Raw genomic sequence first — 19,619 nt, 5'->3', positions numbered from 1 at the left:
TCTCTCTCCTTCTAATCATCAGCAAAAAGCTCATGTAAGATAGCTTTCCGATTATCTAAAAAACGTTTTGTTAAGATATAATGTAATGTTTCCTCATAGCGTACTCCTTGAATAGGCTGACTATCAAAATCATAAATAGTCGCCTCCGGATAACCAAGTAAAATAGGTGAATGTGTTGCAATAATAAACTGTGCTTCACCCTCTAAATCTTTCATAATGCGCATTAATGATAATTGTCTAGCAGGCGATAATGCTGCTTCGGGCTCATCTAATAAGTATATAGCTTTTTTACCAAATCTATTTTTAAAAAGTGAAAGAAACGCTTCTCCATGCGATTGTTGATGTAATGATTTTCCACCGTATGCTTTTAAATGCATAGGATCCGAATCGATATGTGATGCAAACTGATAAAACGTTTCCGCTCGAAGGAAAAAACCATTCATTACTTTTGGTGACCAAGACAACCGTAAATGGTTCCCTAATACAGATTCTGCAGCATGCACCTCATATAAATTGTTGCGACCTCCACCTGCAGTATTAAACTCACATTTATCAGCAATACCCTCTAGTAATGTCGATTTCCCGGAGCCATTTTCACCGACTAATAACGTTACATTTTGTGTGAATTCTAATGTTTCAAGTACTTGTAATGAAGGAATATTGAACGGATATTCACTTAAATTTTCAGTACCGTCTTTTAATAAAGTTACTTTCTTTAGAAACATGCTATTTTCCTCCTTCTGAACATTTTCATAATTATAATAAAGATACCCTAAGAGCTATCAATGCTCCAAGGGTATTTAAATATTGCCTAAGTATAATAATTAATATCTGCCTTCTTATTGCATTTCCATTGGTTTCATCAGTAATTAATTCTCTAAAAAAGACTAGCTCATTAAATGTGAACTAGTCTTTTTCCATCTATCTCAATTTCTTATTCTTTCTTCTTTTAATTCTAAAAATCAAAAGTCCAATCATCAAGAGTAATCCTGCAAATCCAACAATCCACCATTTTGATATTGAGTTATTAATTTTCCCATTTTCACTATCGACATTTAATTGCTTGTTTGTTTTCACATATTCAGCATTAGTAAAAAATTGCTTGTCACTAGATTGTACAGCGACCGTTGCCAATTCATCTGAGTTTATTATTTCATCAAGAAATTTATTCTCCATAAAATAGGGAGTAGACCCTTGATGATCAATAACAAGAATTGAATGATTCCCTTTACTCCAAGGGTTTTCTTGGATCCAGCTAAATTGTTGAACCGTTTCCGAAACAAAGCCCTCATCACTTAATACTGCCTTATTTCCCTTATATGAAACTATCAAATCATTCACCTTTTTTTGTAACAAAGGTTGTTCATTCGGCCCGCCTATAAATATAACATTTGCTTTTTCAGCATCCTTAGCTGTTACTTGTTCAGCAGTTTTTAATTGTATAGTAGGTTGTTGAACACCTTGCAATATCGCATTATATAACTTGAGTAATTGCTCATCTAAAACATCTGTTTTTTTAGGTAAGACAACAATAGGCATCCCTTCTGTACTTACAAATGGATAAGGAAATGCAGCAAATGTAATCCCCTTTTGTTCATCAACATTTTGTATTATTGGTAATGTAAAAGTACTATCCTTCTCAATATAAATCCAACGTTTTTCATCTGTTTCTTTACAAGGATCATTCACGCCCAAACCAGTAGTTTGAAACTGCAAATCTATTAAACGGTTATCTTTAATTGCTTTAGCATCAATTGGTACACTTACATTGTAAATTCCATCCTTACTATCTGCTAATGTACGTAGATTCACCGAATGCGGAATATTATTTACATTTACGATTAATTCGATATTTGTACTATTGTCTAATTCCGATTGCTCTTTCATAGATGTAATACTTTCGGATTTTTTTAATTTTAGATTGAGTGTAAATGCCTTATTTAGTTGCGTATTAGGTGAGACATAGTAATAATAATGCGCGCTATTAGTACTCTGACTATCAAGCGTAATATTCTCTGCACCAAATTGTTCTAATGTGGCGCTACCATTCTGTGTCAAATTCAACTGTTTTGGTATATCCTTTACCGACAAATCTAAGCCACTCAGTTGTTTTGAGAATTGCGGATTAGTTAAAATAGCAATTCTATCTTCTAAATCAGTTGCCTTGTTAGCTGTTACAAACATTGCTGAAGTTTCTTGCTGTCCATGTTTTAATGTGCGAATGGATAGATGAAGTGCATCTGCCGTTTGCTTCACATTAGCATCTTGCCATAGTTTTTTTATATTGGAATTTGAAAATTCAGAGGGTACACCTATAAAAACTACATTCTGATTTAATTCTTTTATTTTCGATTCTCTAGTAATTTGTACTGCATTTTTTCTACCTGATTGATTTGATAAGAAATTAGTCATCTGAAGTGCACTGTTTAACGTATTTGTTGAAGGCTTATCTGGCATAACAATATATACAGGTTGTTCCTCAGTTCCTACAAAATTAGCTGGATAATCACCTAACGTAACATCTGTCTTTTTTACTAGACCATCCAACTGATAATATGAATTGATATTAAGTGTAAGCCAATTAGCTGAAGTTCCTTGCTTTACACACATTCCTTCTTTAAGTACACCATAATATTTAACAGTTACAGCATGAATTCCTTCTTTCAGAGCATCACCTTTAAGTGGAATAGTCATTTCACGTACAGGCTTGTCCCCATTAATTGCGATTGATTTCACCATTTTATTATCTACACTAACTGATAGTGATGATGGCGCAATTAATAACTCAGAGTTTTCAGTATTCAAGACAATTTTACTTTCTTTTCCTTTTGCATCTGCTACTAATTCGTAGTAGAAAGTGACCTCACCTGCTGGGCCATTTAAAGTAATTGGCGCATTGGTAAAAGGTTGAGGTTGATTCGTGTCTTTAACATTATTCACTTTTATTCCATTGGCTGAAATTGTAGTATTTGCCTCACTTTTGGTTGGTGCCAAAGCCACAATAATTATGCATAATAAACTAGCTATTAATAACTGATATTGCTTCATGTTTTTTCCCCTTTATCTTTTTGTTCAAAGCGCTCTGTTTTATACCATTTCACTTCTTGTTTAAATAACACTCTTTTCATCTCTAAAAATAATGAATAAACAACTAAAACAATCCACATTTGAGAATAAGAAAAGTACATTAATATTACATAAAAGAAATTTGTCCGATTCATCTCAGCTTTCTCTATACTTAACGTAATCATTACCTCAGCTAAGAATAAAAGGAATGCCAGGATCCATAGTGCAAGAGCTACATTACCAATTGATAGATTTAGATCATAGAAGAGATTAATGATAAACAGAGTATTTGATAAAATAACACCGAAAAAGAATAGGAAGTACGTAAAGAAAAAGTAAAATAAATCAAAAATAATACTTTTACGTTTCAACTTAAAAAATTGCCCCAAGAACTTAAGGACGACATATTGATTTCCTCGGGCCCAGCGAGTTCGTTGCTTCCACCAAACATTTAGTGTTTCAGGCTCTTGCTCCCATGTTATAGCCTTAGGGAAAAACCGAATATGATAACCTTTATTGTAAACGCGAATGGTTAACTCAGTATCCTCAGCTAATGCTTTAACATCCCAGCCACCAAGTTCCTCTACAATACTTCGTCGAATAGCAAAGTTCGTACCAGGAATTGTCGCCACTTTGAACCATTTAAATCGGCCACCTTGCGCCATCCATTGAAAACAAATCGTTTCTATATTAATAAAACGAGTAAGCCAGGTTTTTGCCGCATTAATAACTCTAAATTTACCAACCACAGCTGCTGCCTTTGGATCATTTACTAATCCCATTACTAAATACCAAACTGACATTTTCTCCGGTGTATTATCTGCATCATAAACAACAATCACATCACTAGACGATTTTCTTAACGCCTCATTCAACGCAGAGGACTTACCCTTCCCCTTATTTGGAGGCTCAGTTTCAATAACACGAATAAAGGGGTGTTTTTCTGTAAACTGTCTTGCAATTTCACCTGTTCTATCTGAAGAATTATCATTTATAACAATTACTTCGAGTTTCTCTTTCGGATAATGTAACCGCGACATTGCTTGTAAAGTCTGCCCAATTACAACCTCTTCGTTATGCGCAGGTATAAAAACACTTACGGTTGGCAATTCAACCATTTTCTTTTCCCATTCAGGAATAACACGCTCAAATGTCCTAAAGTGAAGATAGCCACCTTGCATTAAGAACATATGGTATAAAAGCATAATCCATATTAAAAATAGCGCAATGTAAAATAATATATTAGCCATTTAAATTTCGCTCCTCAAACAATCGTTTTCGCAGCTTAGTACGTAAGCTCACAACATAAATAAAGAATGCTATAACAAATAAAGCGACAATAATTGCTAAGGTCCATAACACCATTTCAAATGGATTTTCTTCCATCCTTTGCTTTACCTTATCTGTCCATTTAATGTGAGATACTACGTTTAAGTCCCCATTTTTCTCTTGGTGAATCATAATGTTTTCAGACTGTACGATTTGTTTTGTTTTTCTTAAATCCAACCATTCTAAATTCGGTACCCCTTCTATTAAGCTCACCATTTCAGGCAAATATTCCATTCCTAAATATGGATGATAAAAGCCGCCAATGACTGAACCAGGAACCTGCTGCACTTTATTTATTTGTTCTTCCATATCTTTTAAGGGATCCGGACTACTTGGATCAATAAATCCAATCGTTTCAGGATATAATGTCATACCACTTAGTAGTGACGGCTTACTTATCATTAACGGCACAGCCATCCTCTTCCACGTATCATCTGATAATTGAATTTGCCCAAACATGGATGTGAATTGTTTTGCAATGATGTCATATCCTGTTGAACTCATTGCATAGTGTGGTGCCTCAAAGGAAATTGGGTACAATTTTAATTCTGTTAATTTTTCAATAGAGTGCTCCATTTTATCTTCAATATATTTCTTCTCTATCTCATCAATCGATCCCAAATATTGTTGATATGCTTTCTCTACCGAAAAATCAGATCTTTTTTTCATTTTTATAGGTTCATCGCTAGCGCTTATCGATGAAATTTTTTGATTGTTGATTGAATCCCAAAACTCGAAACCTTCGCCTGTTTCTGTATGTCGATACGTATGCGTATAGCCATGGGCAATAACCATACCACCTAAGCTTTGTAAATGCTGTAGCACTTTCACTAGCTTTTTACTATCTTTTAATTGCACTTGTTCTCCCGTCTCACTATTCACATAAACAGGAATTAGTGCCATATAAAAAGGAATACCCTTTTCTGCTAAATATTCACCCGTTTCCTTCACAAGCTTCGGATCTGATATAGGAGAGATATCCTCTAGACGAATATATGCCAGATGTTTTGCCGGTTCCTGCAAGTCTAGTAAACTAAATAATTCTCGTGACAAAATATAATTATCATCGGAAATAAAATTTGATTTTGCTATAAAAGATGTTTTACCGGCTTTCACAATAACAGGATACTTAGTATTTAGATTCGCACCTTCAACTAGCACTTCACTACCTTTTGGTGGTTTGACATATTCTATATTGATTAACTTAGAAAGTGGCTCTCCATCCAAAGTCCGAAGTGATTGCGTACCGAAGAATTGCCATTTTTCAAAGCGAGGGAGTTGTTCCGCATTTTTACCAAAAACAATTAAATGACCTTTAAAATTATTTATAGCCTTTAAAAAATCCGTTGGTAAATTACCTCTGTCTTCGCCTACAAATACTACGACGTCTATATTTTTTATGGTTTCAATTGTTACTTGTTGAACACTCGATAACTGAACTTGATCAGATATTCCTGCAAAAATCGCTTCAAGTAATAGAGTGTCTGAATTCGCTTTACCATTCGCTGACTGATAAGCTACCAATATTGTTGGTTTCTTCTGCTCTGTAGAGACTGTAGCAAATACAGGTATACTTTGAATGCACATCACCGTTATGATGGAAATCCCTAAAATCAACCGTTTATAGTTCATGAGAAACCATCTCACTTTCAACCCTACTGATAATCTCCTCATATGAAGTATCTAGTTTCGGCTCATATACAGAAAAACCAGTACGGAATGTCAAAGTTACATATTTGCCACTTAAAAGCTGATGTGTTTTGATCTTGCTAGCCAGTTTCTCAATTACTAAATCAATCGAATCGCCACCGGTTTCTGTCAATAAAATGGCAAAACGATCTGTATCATATCTGAATTTTTTATCTGTCAAACGCATTGCTTTATCCATTGTTTGAGCTAACCCCTGAAGCAAATGTTTTGTTTCTTTAGCGCCATAAAGTCTATTAAAATCTTTTAAGTGGTCAATCTGTAATAGAATTAAAGTAAAAGATTTACCATAACGGTCTACACGCATCATCTCTTCCTTTATCGCTATACCCATTCGATAGTTGTTATCAAAACCTGTTTCAACATCGACAGCGATAAAATTGCGTACTTCTTCTTGCAAACGCTGATTCAGCTTTTCCCGGGCAATAATAACTTCTTGCAAACGTCCTGCTATTAACACCAGAACAATCAGCATTAGCCCATATACCAAAAACAGCTGTACCGGCATTGTAAAGCTAATTACAAATGCATTTTCGGTGTAATTAAAATAAATCAAAACACTACCAATAATGAAGATGAATATTAAACTAAAAATCAGACCTGTTACTGTTCCCAATAACAAGCTCACAATAATTAAAATGATTAAAAAAACATATAAAAGAATTCCTTCACTTCCATAATCCCACATGAAATAAGAAGGAATTTGTAATAACAATATAAGTATTGTAATAAGCAATAGAGTTTGCTTATTTGCGTTTAAAAACCGCTCCATTCAATCTTCCTTTCTGCAATTAAAGGCAATAAGTTATCAAATGCATGTGTTTCTAGCGTTTCTACATCAATATAGCCTCCGTAATACTCCTGCTTCTTATTACTTTGTTGTAAAATCAGCATTCTATTATAAAGTTGCTGAGCAAACTTCTTATCACCACGTTCTAATGAAAACAAGATCGCCAACGCATAAACCGAAGGAGCTTCATAATCGACTGTTGGCCTAAACGTCTCTGCATCATAACGACCAAATAGCTTTCCTCCGTTTTTAGCAAAATCCATTTTCAAAAATTTCATTAGCTTGTCCGTATTACCTTTCCATTGAGACGAATGATACCCGACATAAAGCTGGTCTATTAAGTTGATTTCTTCATCATAGAAATAAGTAGATTTTTCCAAATCGTAATACTTTGGGTAAAATCCATTCTTAAAGAGCGGAGCCTTTAATAGTAAATTACGGTTTGCTTTATATACATCAGACGATATTAATCCTTTACTCTGTAAATGATCAAAACCAGACGGAATGATATAGCTAATAGTTACTTCATTACTCTGTTTTTTACTTTTTAAATCTACGTAATCAACCATTAGGTTATCTTTCAATTGGACACTAACAAAACTTTCCCCTAACTGTTGAGCGAGTTTTGTATACGCTGGATTTTTCCATCGCACACCTGCATTAAACAGTGCATCCACAATACGTAAATCATCGATAGCAGCGTTTGCAGCTGCCTTCTCTTCTCCATTTAGCTCCCAAGCAATTAAATTATCGTTAGTTAAAAAATAGCTTCGTAGCACTTCAACTTGATTATGGAACTGATTATAGCTATCTCTTTCCACTAAATATTGCATCCATAATCCGACTGACTCAGATAAATAGTTATCAGATCGATCTGTCAAATTAGTGCGTATACGTCCATCCTTTTGGATAAGGTACTTTTGAGTAAATGCTTCTGTTTCAACTCTAGGTACCTCTGCTTGGAGCACTTTTAATTGCTTATCCGATTGTTCAAATGAAGAACACGAGCTTAAAATAAGTGTAGAAAATAGCAATAACATAGTTAGTATTCTCATATATAATACCCTTCCTATCAGGTCTACTAGATGACCAAAATTAGGAAATCTGATTTCCACGTCTATCAGCTACCCTTTTATGTCATTAGTAAACGTCCGTTAGATTTCCCCTCATACAGATATATTGAAATAATATAATTGTGCACCAGTTCCTTAGCACTTTTATAACTTAAATGTTATTTAATATTTTTTTCAATCTTCATTACTTCTTCTTGTTTAAAAAGTTTTATATTTATAGATTAAAAATGATTTATCAAAATAAAGCTATTAATATCTTACTTTTTTTAATGCGGCGGACAACTATTTTACTATATCGGCATATAAAAAAGCCGTTTTTAAACCCTTATTAATCAATTATTTACTATTACTTTCTATTGTTTAATTCTATTTTACTGCTTTATACCTTGTTTTTACACCAAAAAAATCAGGGATATATAACTACATAAAAAGTTATTTTTTTAAACACACATTATTTTTCTATGCAAAAATTGTTATACTCTTTGATAATATCCAGTAACATTAAAAATATAGATACACCTTCTATCTTTGTATATAAAAAGAGGTATCCCGAAGTCAAAAAATCGACTTATGAGATACCTCTTAGTTTTTATTTTTATTTAACACCTTTAAAACTTCTTGTACTGATATTATTATCGCCTCAAAAGTTCAGCAAAAAGCCAGTGGCGAAATTGCCACTGGCTTTAAGTTATCCAAGTCATAAATTGCATTTCTTGAACCAGAAAACCCTCAGATATTAAAGTTCTACATTGTGATAAACTTGTTGAACATCGTCAAGTTCTTCTAGTGCATCAATTAGCTTTTCGAATTTTGCTAGGTCATCGCCTTCAAGTTGGATTTCAGTTTGAGGTAGCATTGTTAATTCTGCTACTGTGAATTCCGTAATACCTTGCTCTTTTAAAGCTTCTTGTACTGCGTTGAACTGAGTAGGTTCAGCATAAATAATTGTTGCTTCACCTTCGTCAAATACGTCACGTACATCAACATCAGCTTCAATCAGCATTTCAAGTACTTCCTCAGCTTCTTTTCCTTCGATACCGAATACAGCTGTAGGATCGAACATATAGGCTACAGAACCGCTGACACCCATGTTCCCGTTGTTTTTACCGTATGTAGCACGTACATCTGCAGCAGTACGGTTTACGTTATTTGTTAAAGCGTCAACGATGACCATTGAGCCATTCGGTCCGAAACCTTCATAACGAAGTTCATCAAAGTTTTCGTCCCCGCCACCTTTAGCTTTATCAATTGCACGGTCAATAATATGTTTTGGGACGCTGTATGTTTTAGCACGTTCTAAAACAACTTTTAATGCACCGTTAGATTCTGGATTAGGTTCCCCTTGTTTAGCAGCTACATAAATTTCACGTCCAAATTTAGCGTTGATACGGCTTGTACTTTGGTCTTTAGCAGCTTTTTTCTCTTTAATATTGTTCCACTTACGTCCCATGTATTTTCACTCTCTTTCAAATAGTCTACATATAAATGACGCGCGAGCATTTACTCTTGCCCACTTGAGGATAAGCCATTAATTTACTGTAGTATTATACACTATTTTCATAGCAATTAATATATTCGTCAAATGCGAAAATGGTGCTAAACTAGTCTTCTTCCGTTTTTTTTAGCGTTTTATACCTTTTTCTAGTTCCTATAAGTCTTTGGACTTGAAAGTATCGCCACCTTCAATTGTTCCATTCTGAAATCCCTGTTTAAACCATTTTACACGTTGCTTAGATGTACCATGCGTAAAACTTTCAGGTACTACATAACCACGAGCTTCTTTTTGGAGTGTATCATCACCGATAGCGTTCGCGGCAGTAAGTGCTTCTTCAATATCTCCTTCTTCTAAAAGGCCCTCTCCTTGTACATAATGGCTCCATACACCTGCATAGTAATCCGCTTGAAGCTCTAGCATAACTGAATATTTATTGTACTCAGCTTGCGATACTTTACCATTCATCTCGTGTACTTTTTCAGAAGTTCCTAACAATGTTTGTACATGGTGACCTACTTCATGTGCAACAACATAGGCCATGGCAAAATCCCCTGGCGCTTTAAATTGGTTCTTTAATTCTTGATAAAAACTTAAATCAATATATAGCTTTTGATCTGCTGGACAATAGAATGGACCTACAGACGCACTAGCTGTCCCACATCCTGACTGTACGCTACCTGAAAATAACACGAGCGTTGGGTTTTTATATGTCATGCCTTCTTTTTTAAAGATTTCCGCCCAGACATCCTCAGTATCTGCGAGGACAACTTTAACAAAACTCGCTAGTTCTTCTTCCTCGGCAGTTGGAATATAAGTAGAGCTTTGCTGCTCCGTAGGAATAGACTGCTGGGAACCATTCAAAATATCTTGTGGATCACCGCCTAGCAATGTATAAAGGAGGACGATAATTATACCGATACCGCCTATGCCCCCTCCAATTACGGCAGGGCCTTTCATTCCTCTTCGATCCTCTACATTGGAACTTTGCCTTCTTCCTTTCCAATTCATCGTAATACATCTCCTTATTACTCTAACTTCATATATTTTTACCCATCTATTTATGCACCTAGTCACGAATAGTCAGAATACCCATTCAAGATAAAAATATAAGCTACTCTACACATCTCTTTCAAAATGGCAAAGTAGCTTACATTTTATTCTTTTAAAGAGTTTTTTTATTACTAAACTTTTTTTTATCACCAAAATGTCTAAGTTTATGAGTTAGACCAAACATTGCCGGTGTGAAGATTGGCATCAATAGTAGACTCATTAATACAAGTCCCACTATGACAACTAGCGCTACTTGTATCAATGTCAAAATGCCTGAAGGAATCAACGCAGCAAATGTACCACCTAAAATAATCGCTGCTGATAATACAACCGCACCAATATTTTTTGCTGCCTCTATTATTGCTTCACTCGAGTTCTGTTCAAGTTCATTGAATCGCATCATCATGAAAATACTATAATCTACTCCTAATGAAATTAGCATAATGAAGCCAAAGAAAGGAACATTCCAGCTTAATGCATCGATATCTAAAATATATTTACTGATTAATTCGCTAATTCCAAGTGATGAGTAATAGGCAATGATTAATGAAGCAATAATGATTATTGGTCTCCAAAGTGAACGTGTAATAATAGCTAGTACCACTCCAATACCTATAAGCATAATGATCATAGTTCTCGTAAAATCATTGCTCGAAATATCTTGTAAATCTAGATTTTGAGAAGATTTCCCACCTACTGCAATTTGCGTATTTTTTAACTCGCTATTTTTTGAAACTGATTCAATACGTTCATTGATTTTTTCAACGATATGCATTGCTTCTTTTGAGTATGGATTAACATCAAGAATGACCATTAATCTTGTCATTTCTCGATTTTCAGACATGTACATATCCAAGCTTTTTTGGAAATCCTCCCCCTCTATAACATTCTTAGGAACAAAGAATTTCGTAGTTGATTTTGAGTTACTAACGTTTCCTAAATAATCTTGTGCATTCGCTAGACCTGCACTAATTTCATTTAAACCATCTGTACTATCAGCAAGACCTTTTTGTAAAGTTTTCATGTCTTCTTGTAAATCAGAAAGTCCTGATTTCAATTGCTCCTGACCATTATTAATTTGAGTTAGTCCGGTTTGTAAATAGGGTAGATTACTAACAATTTGCTCAGATCCATTTTCACCTTTATCCAATCCTGATTTTAATTCTTGTGCTCCAATTTCAAGTTGCTTTACTCCCTGCTGAACATACGTTAAGGCATTATTAATTTTCGAGAATGAAATATTCGCTTTATTGAATGAATTCATCGCCTTCTTATACTGTGGCTCAATTCTATTCATTTGGTTTTTTAATACCAAGAACTCTAGCTGACCCGCTCGCGCTATACGTAGAGCAGTTCTTATATTTTCATCATTTTCTAATTCAGGATTTGTTTTAATCAGAGCCCTCATAGAAATTTCAATCTGTGTATACCCTTGTCTAGCGCCGATAATTGCATCACTCAAGGATGAAAAATATTGTGAAAATGTATTTAGGCCAGTATATAAATCTGCATAACCATCCTGTAATTCTCTAGTACCATCGGACAGTTTCGCAATATTGGTATTCAATTCATGTAAGCCTGTTTGAATTTGACCTGCTCCTGTTACACCATGTTGGAAGCCACTCGTTATTTTCTCCATTGCAGAATTCAATGCTAATATGCCTGATTTAACTTCTGTAGTACCGTCAATTAACTTTTGAACATTTTCAATCCCACTATCATCTGCATTACTAAGTCCATCCCCAGCCGTTGATAAACCATTATGAATAACTTCGATGCCCTCCTGTGCATTTCCTAAGCCACTATTAACTTGATCAGTTTGTCGGTTCAAGTAAAGTTCTTTCACTCGATTCCCTTCAGGTCTAGTTGATGAATACACCTTTGAAACACCGTTTATTTCTGCAATAGCTTGTGTTAATTCATCAAGTGCTTGTAGATACTTTTGGTTATCTAAAGTCTCTCTCCCTTTAATAACGATATTTGTTGGAGATGAGAAACCTGGTGGGAAATGCTCCTCAATAACTTTAATCCCTTGCTTCGACTCATAGCTATCGGCAATCTCAAGTAAATCGTTGTAATTCAATTCACCTGAATTTTTCATTATAAACGGTGTACATATAATGGCTACTAAAAGCAGCGCTAAAATAGGTCTAAAATAGGCATACTTCGCTAAAATTGACCATAGCTTGCTATCACCATGTCCTTCGAAACTTCTAACTGGCCAGAACATTTTTTTACCTAGTACGCTCATAAAGAAGGGGTTCAATGTGATAAGGACAAGTAATAAGACCCCCACACCTATTGCAACGAGTGAACTTGCCTTGTATAAAGGAAAATCTGAAAGGCTCAATGCTATAAAACCTATAAACACAGCTGCTCCACTATACAGAACAGTTTTCCCAGCAGTTTTATAAGTTGCTCTTATAGCTACTAAATAATCGCTAGTACCTCTAAGTTCTTTTTTAAACCGGGTATACAGTAAGATATTGTAATCTGTACCGATACCAAATAGCGCAACGACTAGGAACACTTGTGTAAAATTGGAGAATGGAAAATCCCACTTATCCACTAAATGTGCGATAGCTCCTAAAGAAACGATGTAAGCTATACCAACTGTTACTAAAGAAATCAATGGAACTACCGGTGAACGAAAAACTAGAATTAATACAACTACAATAAACATAATGGCAATAACTTCTGTCTTTGCAACACCATCTTGTGTAGACTTCGCAAAATCTCTAATGACCAAGTCATTTCCAGTTAAATATGTATCTACATTTTTTGATTGAATATATGTATTTAATTCTTTCTCAACATTTGAAATTTCACCTTGCTTTTTATCTATTGTAAATTGTGTCAAGATGGTTGTCCCATCTTCTGAAACAAGCTGCGATTTCACTTCCTTACTGTCTGTATGTGCCATCATGGCTGTAATACCTAAATCATTTTCGTGTTTTTTTAAACGAGTTATTATTGCATCAATTTCTTCTAATTGCTCACCGGATAATTTTTTATCCGTATTACTATGGAAGACTGCAGTGAAGGAATAGTGATCTCCTCTATTATCATTCATTTCTTTCATCATCTCAGCCGCAATTCCACTTTGCACTGCATTACTTACATGCTGTTGACCTTTTTCCTTAACAAGCCGGTCCATATTAGGCATTGTTAAAATCATAACTATTGTTATTATTAGCCATGCTACTAATGCTACCGACCTTACATTTATGTACTTTTTCAACTCTTTACACCTCTTATTCTAAAAAACACATATTATTAAACGCTCACTTCTTCAATTATCTTATAATTTCCCCGCTGACTTTTTAATGTATATTTCATATCTATTATAATTATTTGATAGATGTAAATATATATAAATAGTTTTTTATTATTTTTCATAGACTTTCACAAAATAAAAAAGATCCTCCTTTATAGGACGACCTTTTTGACTTCATTCTATGAGTCTCTTCAATTTCATTTGTGTAGTTTAATTTAAAAACCTTTTTACATCTTAAATAATCCATCACATGTCCTTATTTAGCTATTGATATAGGAAAAAACTTAAGCTTCACTTCGCCTTTCACTGCATTTTTTGAAATAAAGCCATATTCTCTACTATCAGAGCTTTCCAAACGATTATCTCCAAGAACAAAATAGCTGTTAGAAGGTACTACTTTTTCATCTGTTATTTCTTCTAACGTAAAATCATATGTAAAATGGCCTTCCAATAAATTTTCTTTCTTCGTATTTAAGTAAGGCTCATCATATTCCTTACCATTTATATAAAGAATGTCATCCTTCATTGCTACATGGTCACCTGGTAAGCCAATTACCCTTTTAATATATTTCTCGTCTGAGTCTGGCGCATCAAATACAATTATATCGAATCTTTCAATATGACTTAACTTACTTATTAGAACTTTATTGTCATCAACATATGTTGGCTCCATTGACTCTCCCCTAACTGTTATAGGTGCAATCAAAAACTGGCGACAAACAACAGCAATAATAACAGCGATGATAATGGGACGTAACCATGAAATTAGCTCTCTCTTTTGACTTTTTTCCACTTAAACTCTCCCCCTACTAAAGGTATTCCATATATTCATTCACTCAGCATTAGTTATATTATCCCATCTACCATCCCATTAACGCAATTTTTTCACAACAACTATTTAAAAAATCACCCCTTAAATCCCTCTCCCATGTAATTGAGCCTAAAAAAAGTGCCATATCAAAGTTGATATGACACTTAAAAAAAGTATTTCTTTATGTATTTGGATGGTCCTTTAATACAATAAGATGTTCTTCCGTTATCCCCAAAACATCATAAACCTTTTGTAAAGTCGTTTCACGTACTTTTGTATCTCCACGTTCAATTCGACTTACCGTTTTCTGCGTTACATTTGCCTGTACCGCTAATTCAGATTGCGTAAGTCCAACTGACATTCTTTGTTTGAAAATCAGCTGACTACGCTTTTCTGCCATTACTTCTAACGGAGACTTACCTCCAACTTTCTCATCTCTTTCATAAAAATCAACAGTAACCATACGCTCCACCCCTAAAAGAAATTGTGTATTAACGATTCTTTTTTCAGCTACTTTAAAGTTGATTTGCCCCCGCAGTAAGTAGATATACTCTATGTTGTTTTATAGTCACTAACTGATAAAAAATCAGCTAGCGTCATGAGCAATTTTCTCTTCTAGCTTCTTCTGTAACGTAGCTAATTGTTCTTCAAGAAGATGCGTAAATTCTTCTCTTCCAGCTTTTCCTTTAGCCGTAATATAAATGGGTTCACCATAGATAAGGTAGCCCTTTTCACGAGCAAACACTTCACGCGGTGTATTCGGCCCAATATATGCAGCTGGTACAATAGGTGCTTTTGATAATTGAGCAATTGTAATCGCACCTTGCTTTAAAGAGTTTCCTTCCGCATTTCGTGTTCCGCTTGGGAAAATACCTACTACTTCACCTTCTTTTAACAACTTCATTGGTATTTTAATTGCACTTGGTCCTGGGTTATCACGATCTACAGGAAAAGCATTCATCTTCGTAATAAACCAACCTAGTAGCTTATGATCAAAAAGTTGCTTCTTAGCCATGAAATGAATAGGTTTTGGGTATATAGAAACACCAAGATTCAAAATATCAATCCAACCTGTGTGAGTACAAGCTACAACATAACCACCCTCTGTTGGCACATTGTGCTTGTCAAAAACTCTCACCTTATTAAATAAACCTAAAAACTTTACTACAAAAAGACCTACAAATCTATACACTTTTCTACTCCTTACTTGCACTATGAATATCTATCTTCAGCGATATCCATTTATTGCGATTGTTACTATTTTGAAGAGCTCTAATAATCTATACTAGAGAGAGTATCTACAAAAGAAATTATATTCAAACGATAGCAACGAATAGGTGGTTCATACATTGAATCCATAATTCTACATTCCCCTACCTATTATTGTAATCGATATTTATAAAATTTGTACCAAATGTACAAAAAAAGGTTATAATAAATTGTTTTTTCAAACATTTTAAGTTAAATGAGGTATGTTTATGCGGAATCGAGCAGCTGCTGTCATTATCTGCGAAGATAAAGTAGCTTTATTGAGAAGAAACAAAGGTCATGGTAACTATTATGTTTTCGCTGGGGGTGGAATTGAGCATGGCGAAACAGCTGAACAAGCAGCGATTAGGGAAACCTTTGAAGAACTAGGTGTTCACGTAAAGGTCATAGAATTACTCACAACCGTTCCATTCAATGGTACACAATATTATTTCACAGCTCAAATAATATCTGGCGAATTTGGCACAGGAAAAGGTGAAGAATTCACAAAATCTACAATTGAAGGCGGTACATATGAAGCTGTCTGGATACCCCTCACAAAAATAAATGAACTAGACGTACGCCCAATAGAAGTTGTGAGGATCCTTATGGATAATGATTCTACTGACTAAAAAAGCATCATACTGTCTAGAAAACTAGATGATATGATGCTTCTTCTTTATTTCATTTAGCGCATTTGCTTTACTAAAAATCCTCCATTGAGCTTACTTGGTTCATAAGAGATAACAAATGCCTTTGGCGATATGCCTATTATTGTTGCACGTAATTTTGCTTCATTTTTGCGCTTGGCTATTACTGTCATACTGATTTTCTTGCCATCTTTACCATCTGCAAACCATGAAGTGACGCCATACCCTTTAGCACGTAACTCTCCAACTAGTGCTGCTTCACTTGCATCTACTATTACTTCAAATAGTACATAGCCTAACGCCAGACGCTGTTCAATTAAACTTCCCGAATAAACACCTAATCCCCAACCTAGGCAGTAAGCAGCGATATTCCACGGATTATCCAAATTGTCTAATACAATCGTTAATCCCATCAAATAGATAAATACTTCTACCATCGAGAGCAGGGACGCAACTTTCGGATAGCCTTTAATGACCAAAATTAACCGTAGCGTTGTTAAAGTCATGTAAGAAATGTTAATCACAATGATTAGTAAAATCATTTCAATCATAGTTTTCAACTCCTAGTCGCATTCGAAATAGATTCTTTACATATTTTTATAGTTCCCGAAAAATAGCTTTATACACTTAAAAATGAAAGAAGCTACTTGTAAAAATAGTAGCCCCTTTCATATCAAATGATTTATTTATCTAGTTTTGTGATGTATTCCTTGTACAAGCTTGTGGACAAGCTGTGGAAAACTACTATCCAATGTTGCAAATGTATAACCTGCTGACTCTGCTTTTGAAGTTTCCATATACCAAGAATCCGGAATATTATAAGGTGAAATATTTTCCTGTTCCACTTCAGCTGAAACAATCGCCTTTTTACCAACTTCTTCTTCAATTATTTCTAGCATTTCTGCTAATGAATAGGTGCCTTTTAATGTTGCATTTATAGGCCCCGTAACATGCTCTTGCCCAACCCATTTTAAGAAGGTGCCAGCTTCATCAGATGAAATAAAGGACATACGTGCTTCTGTATTAATCATTCCTATTTCTTCCTCATTTTTCACATGCTCCACATGGAAAAGTAGTCTTTCTGTATAATCCTCTTCACCAATTACAATTGGGAATCGAACTGCTGTTACTGGAAACGTTGCTTTTTGGAAAAATACAGCTTCGGATAAACGTTTCCCTTCGCTATATGAAAATGCATGTTGATCTCCCATTTGAATTGGATAAGTATAAGGATCAAAATCCTCTTCTATCTTAGCAATTCCATCTGCTGCATACACGGATAATGTTGAAGTGAAAACATAATGCTTTACATTTTTATCAAAGATAGCACAAGCCACCGCTGCATCATCTGGTGAATAACAAATATTATCATATACAATATCCCATTGTTCACTACCTACTGCTGATTTAAGCACTTTGGCATTTAGTCTATCTACTGTGACTTGTCGTACCTTATCACCGAAGGGGTTTGCTAAAATTCCACGTGTAGCAATAGTTACATCATGTCCATCCTCTACTAACAATTCAACTAATCTCTTGCCAAAAAAACGCGTGCCACCTAGTACTAAAATTTTCTTCATAATCTCTCCCCCTTATGAAATTTCTACCATTCTTATTTTAGCAAATATTTCGTCATTTATATATTTTTAACTACAGCAAAGCCCCCTGTACAAAATGCACAAGGGGCTAGATATTATTTTTCTGCAACAGTAATGCTACCGTTATCTGTTTTTAAGGAGATTGGTAATAGACCATTGCCCAAGATTAATTTTTTCGTTTTCTCACCGAAAATTATACTCTTCCCCATATCCTTTTTAGTCTGAATCGTAGCATTATCTGGCTTTTCTTTTACGTATAATTGAATGCTACCATTGTCCGTTTCCAAAGAGATCGGTTTAGTGATAATAGGAATAAAAGCTTCAATACGGCCATTATCCGTTTCAGCTTCAATGGTACCTGTTACTTCTTGAATGTCGATTCGGCCATTATCTGTTTTAACCTTAACTGTCTCTGTTTGTACATGATGTAACTCTATACGTCCATTATCCGTCTCACCTTTTAATGTTTTACATTGAACATCTTTTAACGTAATACGGCCATTGTCAGTTTCTACATGTAAGTTTGTAGAGGCACTATCTGTTAATATAATTCGACCATTGTCTGATTCGATATGCATTAAAATAGCATGTAATTGTTCCGCTTTCGTTACACCATTATCGTTATCAATTCGAATCATATCATACATACGTTTAGGTAATTTAATCGTCACTTTAGGTGCGTTGCCGAATGTTAAAATTATGCCAAACGCGAACCATTTTTTCTTTTCTTTAATAACAATTTTAAGTGTATCTCCTACAATATCCATTGAAATCAACTTATTGCTTAGTTGATCTTTCATATCAACATATGCACGGTCATCTGGTGATGGAATAATATCTAAGTCTGCAAAATCAGCCTCTATACTTACTTTCGTAAAGTACTCCCCTTTAGGCTGTTCCTCCGTCACCTTCATATCCTCATCACCATAAGCCTTTAATAATTCCTCAGCAATATGTGCTGGCGTCCCAAGGGCATCAATGATTGCAGTATCTGTTTTCCCTTCACTACGTCCATTTGAAAAATACTCACGAAAATCCCGAATGATATCCTGTCTTTCATCTTGTTTTAAACAATCCAACTCTTTTTCTAGTGCTTGCAAATAACGTTCCTCATTCATTTTGTATCCCCCTCATGGATTAAATGATTTACTCCAGCAATAAATGAATCCCATTCTTGGCGTAATTCTTCTAGATAAATTAAACCTTGCTTTGTAATTTGGTAATACTTACGTGGCGGTCCTTCAGTTGATTCCTTTAAATAAGTGGTAAAATAGCCTTCTTTCGTGAGACGACGAAGCAATGGATAAACAGAGCCCTCTGAAATTTCAATTTGATGTGAAATAGCTTGCACTAGCTCATATCCATAACGATCCTGATTTTCAAGTAAAGCTAACACACATAAATTCAAGACACCCTTTTTAAATTGCACGTTCATACAGCTTCCTCCCTTCACTATTGTTTATTAAACAGTACTATAACATATGTCTATTGTTCATTGCAAGGTACTGAATTTAATAAAAAAGCT

Annotated in this window: 17 protein-coding genes; 1 reads left to right on the top strand and 16 read right to left on the bottom strand. The window is 34.7% G+C overall.

The window, feature by feature from the left end; translation table 11 throughout:
• Positions 1–11: 11 nt before the first annotated feature.
• The 12 genes from MHH98_RS01310 to MHH98_RS01255 form a co-directional block, all read right to left on the bottom strand.
• The gene (locus MHH98_RS01310) at positions 12–725 is read right to left on the bottom strand and encodes an AAA family ATPase (RefSeq protein WP_340712180.1); all 714 of its coding nucleotides are present in this window, start codon (positions 723–725) and stop codon (positions 12–14) included.
• Positions 726–921: 196 nt separating this feature from the next.
• The gene (locus MHH98_RS01305) at positions 922–3,048 is read right to left on the bottom strand and encodes a cellulose biosynthesis cyclic di-GMP-binding regulatory protein BcsB (protein ID WP_340712179.1); all 2,127 of its coding nucleotides are present in this window, start codon (positions 3,046–3,048) and stop codon (positions 922–924) included.
• Complete coding sequence (locus tag MHH98_RS01300) at positions 3,045–4,316, bottom strand: glycosyltransferase family 2 protein (RefSeq protein WP_038186316.1); 1,272 nt, start codon at positions 4,314–4,316, stop codon at positions 3,045–3,047. The genes MHH98_RS01305 and MHH98_RS01300 overlap by 4 nt, the downstream gene beginning before the upstream one ends.
• Positions 4,309–6,027, bottom strand: coding sequence for a DUF2334 domain-containing protein (locus MHH98_RS01295; protein ID WP_038186317.1), 1,719 nt, complete (start codon positions 6,025–6,027; stop codon positions 4,309–4,311). Before MHH98_RS01295 ends, MHH98_RS01300 begins: the two co-directional genes overlap by 8 nt.
• On the bottom strand, positions 6,017–6,874 hold the full coding sequence (locus tag MHH98_RS01290) for a diguanylate cyclase domain-containing protein (protein WP_038186318.1): 858 nt from the start codon (positions 6,872–6,874) through the stop codon (positions 6,017–6,019). The genes MHH98_RS01295 and MHH98_RS01290 overlap by 11 nt, the downstream gene beginning before the upstream one ends.
• The gene (locus tag MHH98_RS01285; protein ID WP_340712178.1) at positions 6,859–7,947 is read right to left on the bottom strand and encodes a glycosyl hydrolase family 8; all 1,089 of its coding nucleotides are present in this window, start codon (positions 7,945–7,947) and stop codon (positions 6,859–6,861) included. The genes MHH98_RS01290 and MHH98_RS01285 overlap by 16 nt, the downstream gene beginning before the upstream one ends.
• A gap of 754 nt (positions 7,948–8,701) precedes the next feature.
• A complete protein-coding gene (locus tag MHH98_RS01280) occupies positions 8,702–9,415 on the bottom strand; it encodes a YebC/PmpR family DNA-binding transcriptional regulator (protein WP_038186322.1) in 714 nt (237 codons plus the stop codon).
• Positions 9,416–9,613: 198 nt separating this feature from the next.
• On the bottom strand, positions 9,614–10,468 hold the full coding sequence (gene ypfJ / locus MHH98_RS01275) for a KPN_02809 family neutral zinc metallopeptidase (RefSeq protein ID WP_076034755.1): 855 nt from the start codon (positions 10,466–10,468) through the stop codon (positions 9,614–9,616).
• Between the two features lie 154 nt (positions 10,469–10,622).
• Positions 10,623–13,751 carry an MMPL family transporter gene (locus MHH98_RS01270; protein ID WP_038186325.1) on the bottom strand — a complete coding sequence of 1,043 codons (3,129 nt, stop codon included), beginning with the start codon at positions 13,749–13,751 and terminating at the stop codon, positions 10,623–10,625.
• A 292-nt stretch (positions 13,752–14,043) separates the two neighbouring features.
• The gene (gene lepB, locus MHH98_RS01265) at positions 14,044–14,580 is read right to left on the bottom strand and encodes a signal peptidase I (protein ID WP_038186327.1); all 537 of its coding nucleotides are present in this window, start codon (positions 14,578–14,580) and stop codon (positions 14,044–14,046) included.
• A 199-nt stretch (positions 14,581–14,779) separates the two neighbouring features.
• A complete protein-coding gene (locus MHH98_RS01260) occupies positions 14,780–15,061 on the bottom strand; it encodes a helix-turn-helix transcriptional regulator (protein WP_038186329.1) in 282 nt (93 codons plus the stop codon).
• A gap of 123 nt (positions 15,062–15,184) precedes the next feature.
• On the bottom strand, positions 15,185–15,790 hold the full coding sequence (locus MHH98_RS01255) for a lysophospholipid acyltransferase family protein (RefSeq protein WP_038186330.1): 606 nt from the start codon (positions 15,788–15,790) through the stop codon (positions 15,185–15,187).
• Between the two features lie 286 nt (positions 15,791–16,076).
• Here MHH98_RS01255 and MHH98_RS01250 point away from each other — a divergent pair, with 286 nt between their 5' ends.
• A complete protein-coding gene (locus MHH98_RS01250) occupies positions 16,077–16,478 on the top strand; it encodes an NUDIX hydrolase (protein WP_038186332.1) in 402 nt (133 codons plus the stop codon).
• 56 nt (positions 16,479–16,534) lie between these two features.
• Here the strand turns inward: MHH98_RS01250 and MHH98_RS01245 are convergent, their stop codons facing one another.
• The 4 genes from MHH98_RS01245 to MHH98_RS01230 form a co-directional block, all read right to left on the bottom strand.
• Positions 16,535–17,047 carry a DUF2179 domain-containing protein gene (locus MHH98_RS01245; RefSeq protein WP_038186334.1) on the bottom strand — a complete coding sequence of 171 codons (513 nt, stop codon included), beginning with the start codon at positions 17,045–17,047 and terminating at the stop codon, positions 16,535–16,537.
• Positions 17,048–17,182: 135 nt separating this feature from the next.
• Entirely contained in the window at positions 17,183–18,076 is an 894-nt protein-coding gene (locus MHH98_RS01240) for an NAD-dependent epimerase/dehydratase family protein (protein WP_076065573.1), read from the bottom strand.
• 113 nt (positions 18,077–18,189) lie between these two features.
• Complete coding sequence (locus MHH98_RS01235) at positions 18,190–19,212, bottom strand: DUF4097 family beta strand repeat-containing protein (RefSeq protein ID WP_038186338.1); 1,023 nt, start codon at positions 19,210–19,212, stop codon at positions 18,190–18,192.
• Positions 19,209–19,529: a PadR family transcriptional regulator gene (locus tag MHH98_RS01230; protein WP_038186340.1), complete on the bottom strand. Its 321-nt coding sequence runs from the start codon at positions 19,527–19,529 to the stop codon at positions 19,209–19,211. The genes MHH98_RS01235 and MHH98_RS01230 overlap by 4 nt, the downstream gene beginning before the upstream one ends.
• Positions 19,530–19,619: the final 90 nt, after the last annotated feature.

The organism is Viridibacillus sp. FSL H8-0110 (assembly GCF_038003565.1).
Taxonomy (GTDB): domain Bacteria; phylum Bacillota; class Bacilli; order Bacillales_A; family Planococcaceae; genus Viridibacillus; species Viridibacillus arenosi.
This window is presented reverse-complemented; position numbering and strand designations above follow the sequence as displayed.

What these genes read in the sequence shown, in the direction of transcription:
- ypfJ (WP_076034755.1), bottom strand. Translation starts at nt 10,468, where the DNA reads ATGAATTGGAAAGGAAGAAGGCAAAGTTCCAATGTAGAGGATCGAAGA.
- MHH98_RS01290 (WP_038186318.1), bottom strand. Translation starts at nt 6,874, where the DNA reads ATGGAGCGGTTTTTAAACGCAAATAAGCAAACTCTATTGCTTATTACA.
- MHH98_RS01295 (WP_038186317.1), bottom strand. Translation starts at nt 6,027, where the DNA reads ATGAACTATAAACGGTTGATTTTAGGGATTTCCATCATAACGGTGATG.
- MHH98_RS01285 (WP_340712178.1), bottom strand. Translation starts at nt 7,947, where the DNA reads ATGAGAATACTAACTATGTTATTGCTATTTTCTACACTTATTTTAAGC.
- MHH98_RS01250 (WP_038186332.1), top strand. Translation starts at nt 16,077, where the DNA reads ATGCGGAATCGAGCAGCTGCTGTCATTATCTGCGAAGATAAAGTAGCT.
- MHH98_RS01260 (WP_038186329.1), bottom strand. Translation starts at nt 15,061, where the DNA reads ATGGTTACTGTTGATTTTTATGAAAGAGATGAGAAAGTTGGAGGTAAG.
- MHH98_RS01300 (WP_038186316.1), bottom strand. Translation starts at nt 4,316, where the DNA reads ATGGCTAATATATTATTTTACATTGCGCTATTTTTAATATGGATTATG.
- MHH98_RS01230 (WP_038186340.1), bottom strand. Translation starts at nt 19,529, where the DNA reads ATGAACGTGCAATTTAAAAAGGGTGTCTTGAATTTATGTGTGTTAGCT.
- MHH98_RS01245 (WP_038186334.1), bottom strand. Translation starts at nt 17,047, where the DNA reads ATGATTGAAATGATTTTACTAATCATTGTGATTAACATTTCTTACATG.
- MHH98_RS01310 (WP_340712180.1), bottom strand. Translation starts at nt 725, where the DNA reads ATGTTTCTAAAGAAAGTAACTTTATTAAAAGACGGTACTGAAAATTTA.
- MHH98_RS01235 (WP_038186338.1), bottom strand. Translation starts at nt 19,212, where the DNA reads ATGAATGAGGAACGTTATTTGCAAGCACTAGAAAAAGAGTTGGATTGT.
- MHH98_RS01240 (WP_076065573.1), bottom strand. Translation starts at nt 18,076, where the DNA reads ATGAAGAAAATTTTAGTACTAGGTGGCACGCGTTTTTTTGGCAAGAGA.
- MHH98_RS01305 (WP_340712179.1), bottom strand. Translation starts at nt 3,048, where the DNA reads ATGAAGCAATATCAGTTATTAATAGCTAGTTTATTATGCATAATTATT.
- MHH98_RS01280 (WP_038186322.1), bottom strand. Translation starts at nt 9,415, where the DNA reads ATGGGACGTAAGTGGAACAATATTAAAGAGAAAAAAGCTGCTAAAGAC.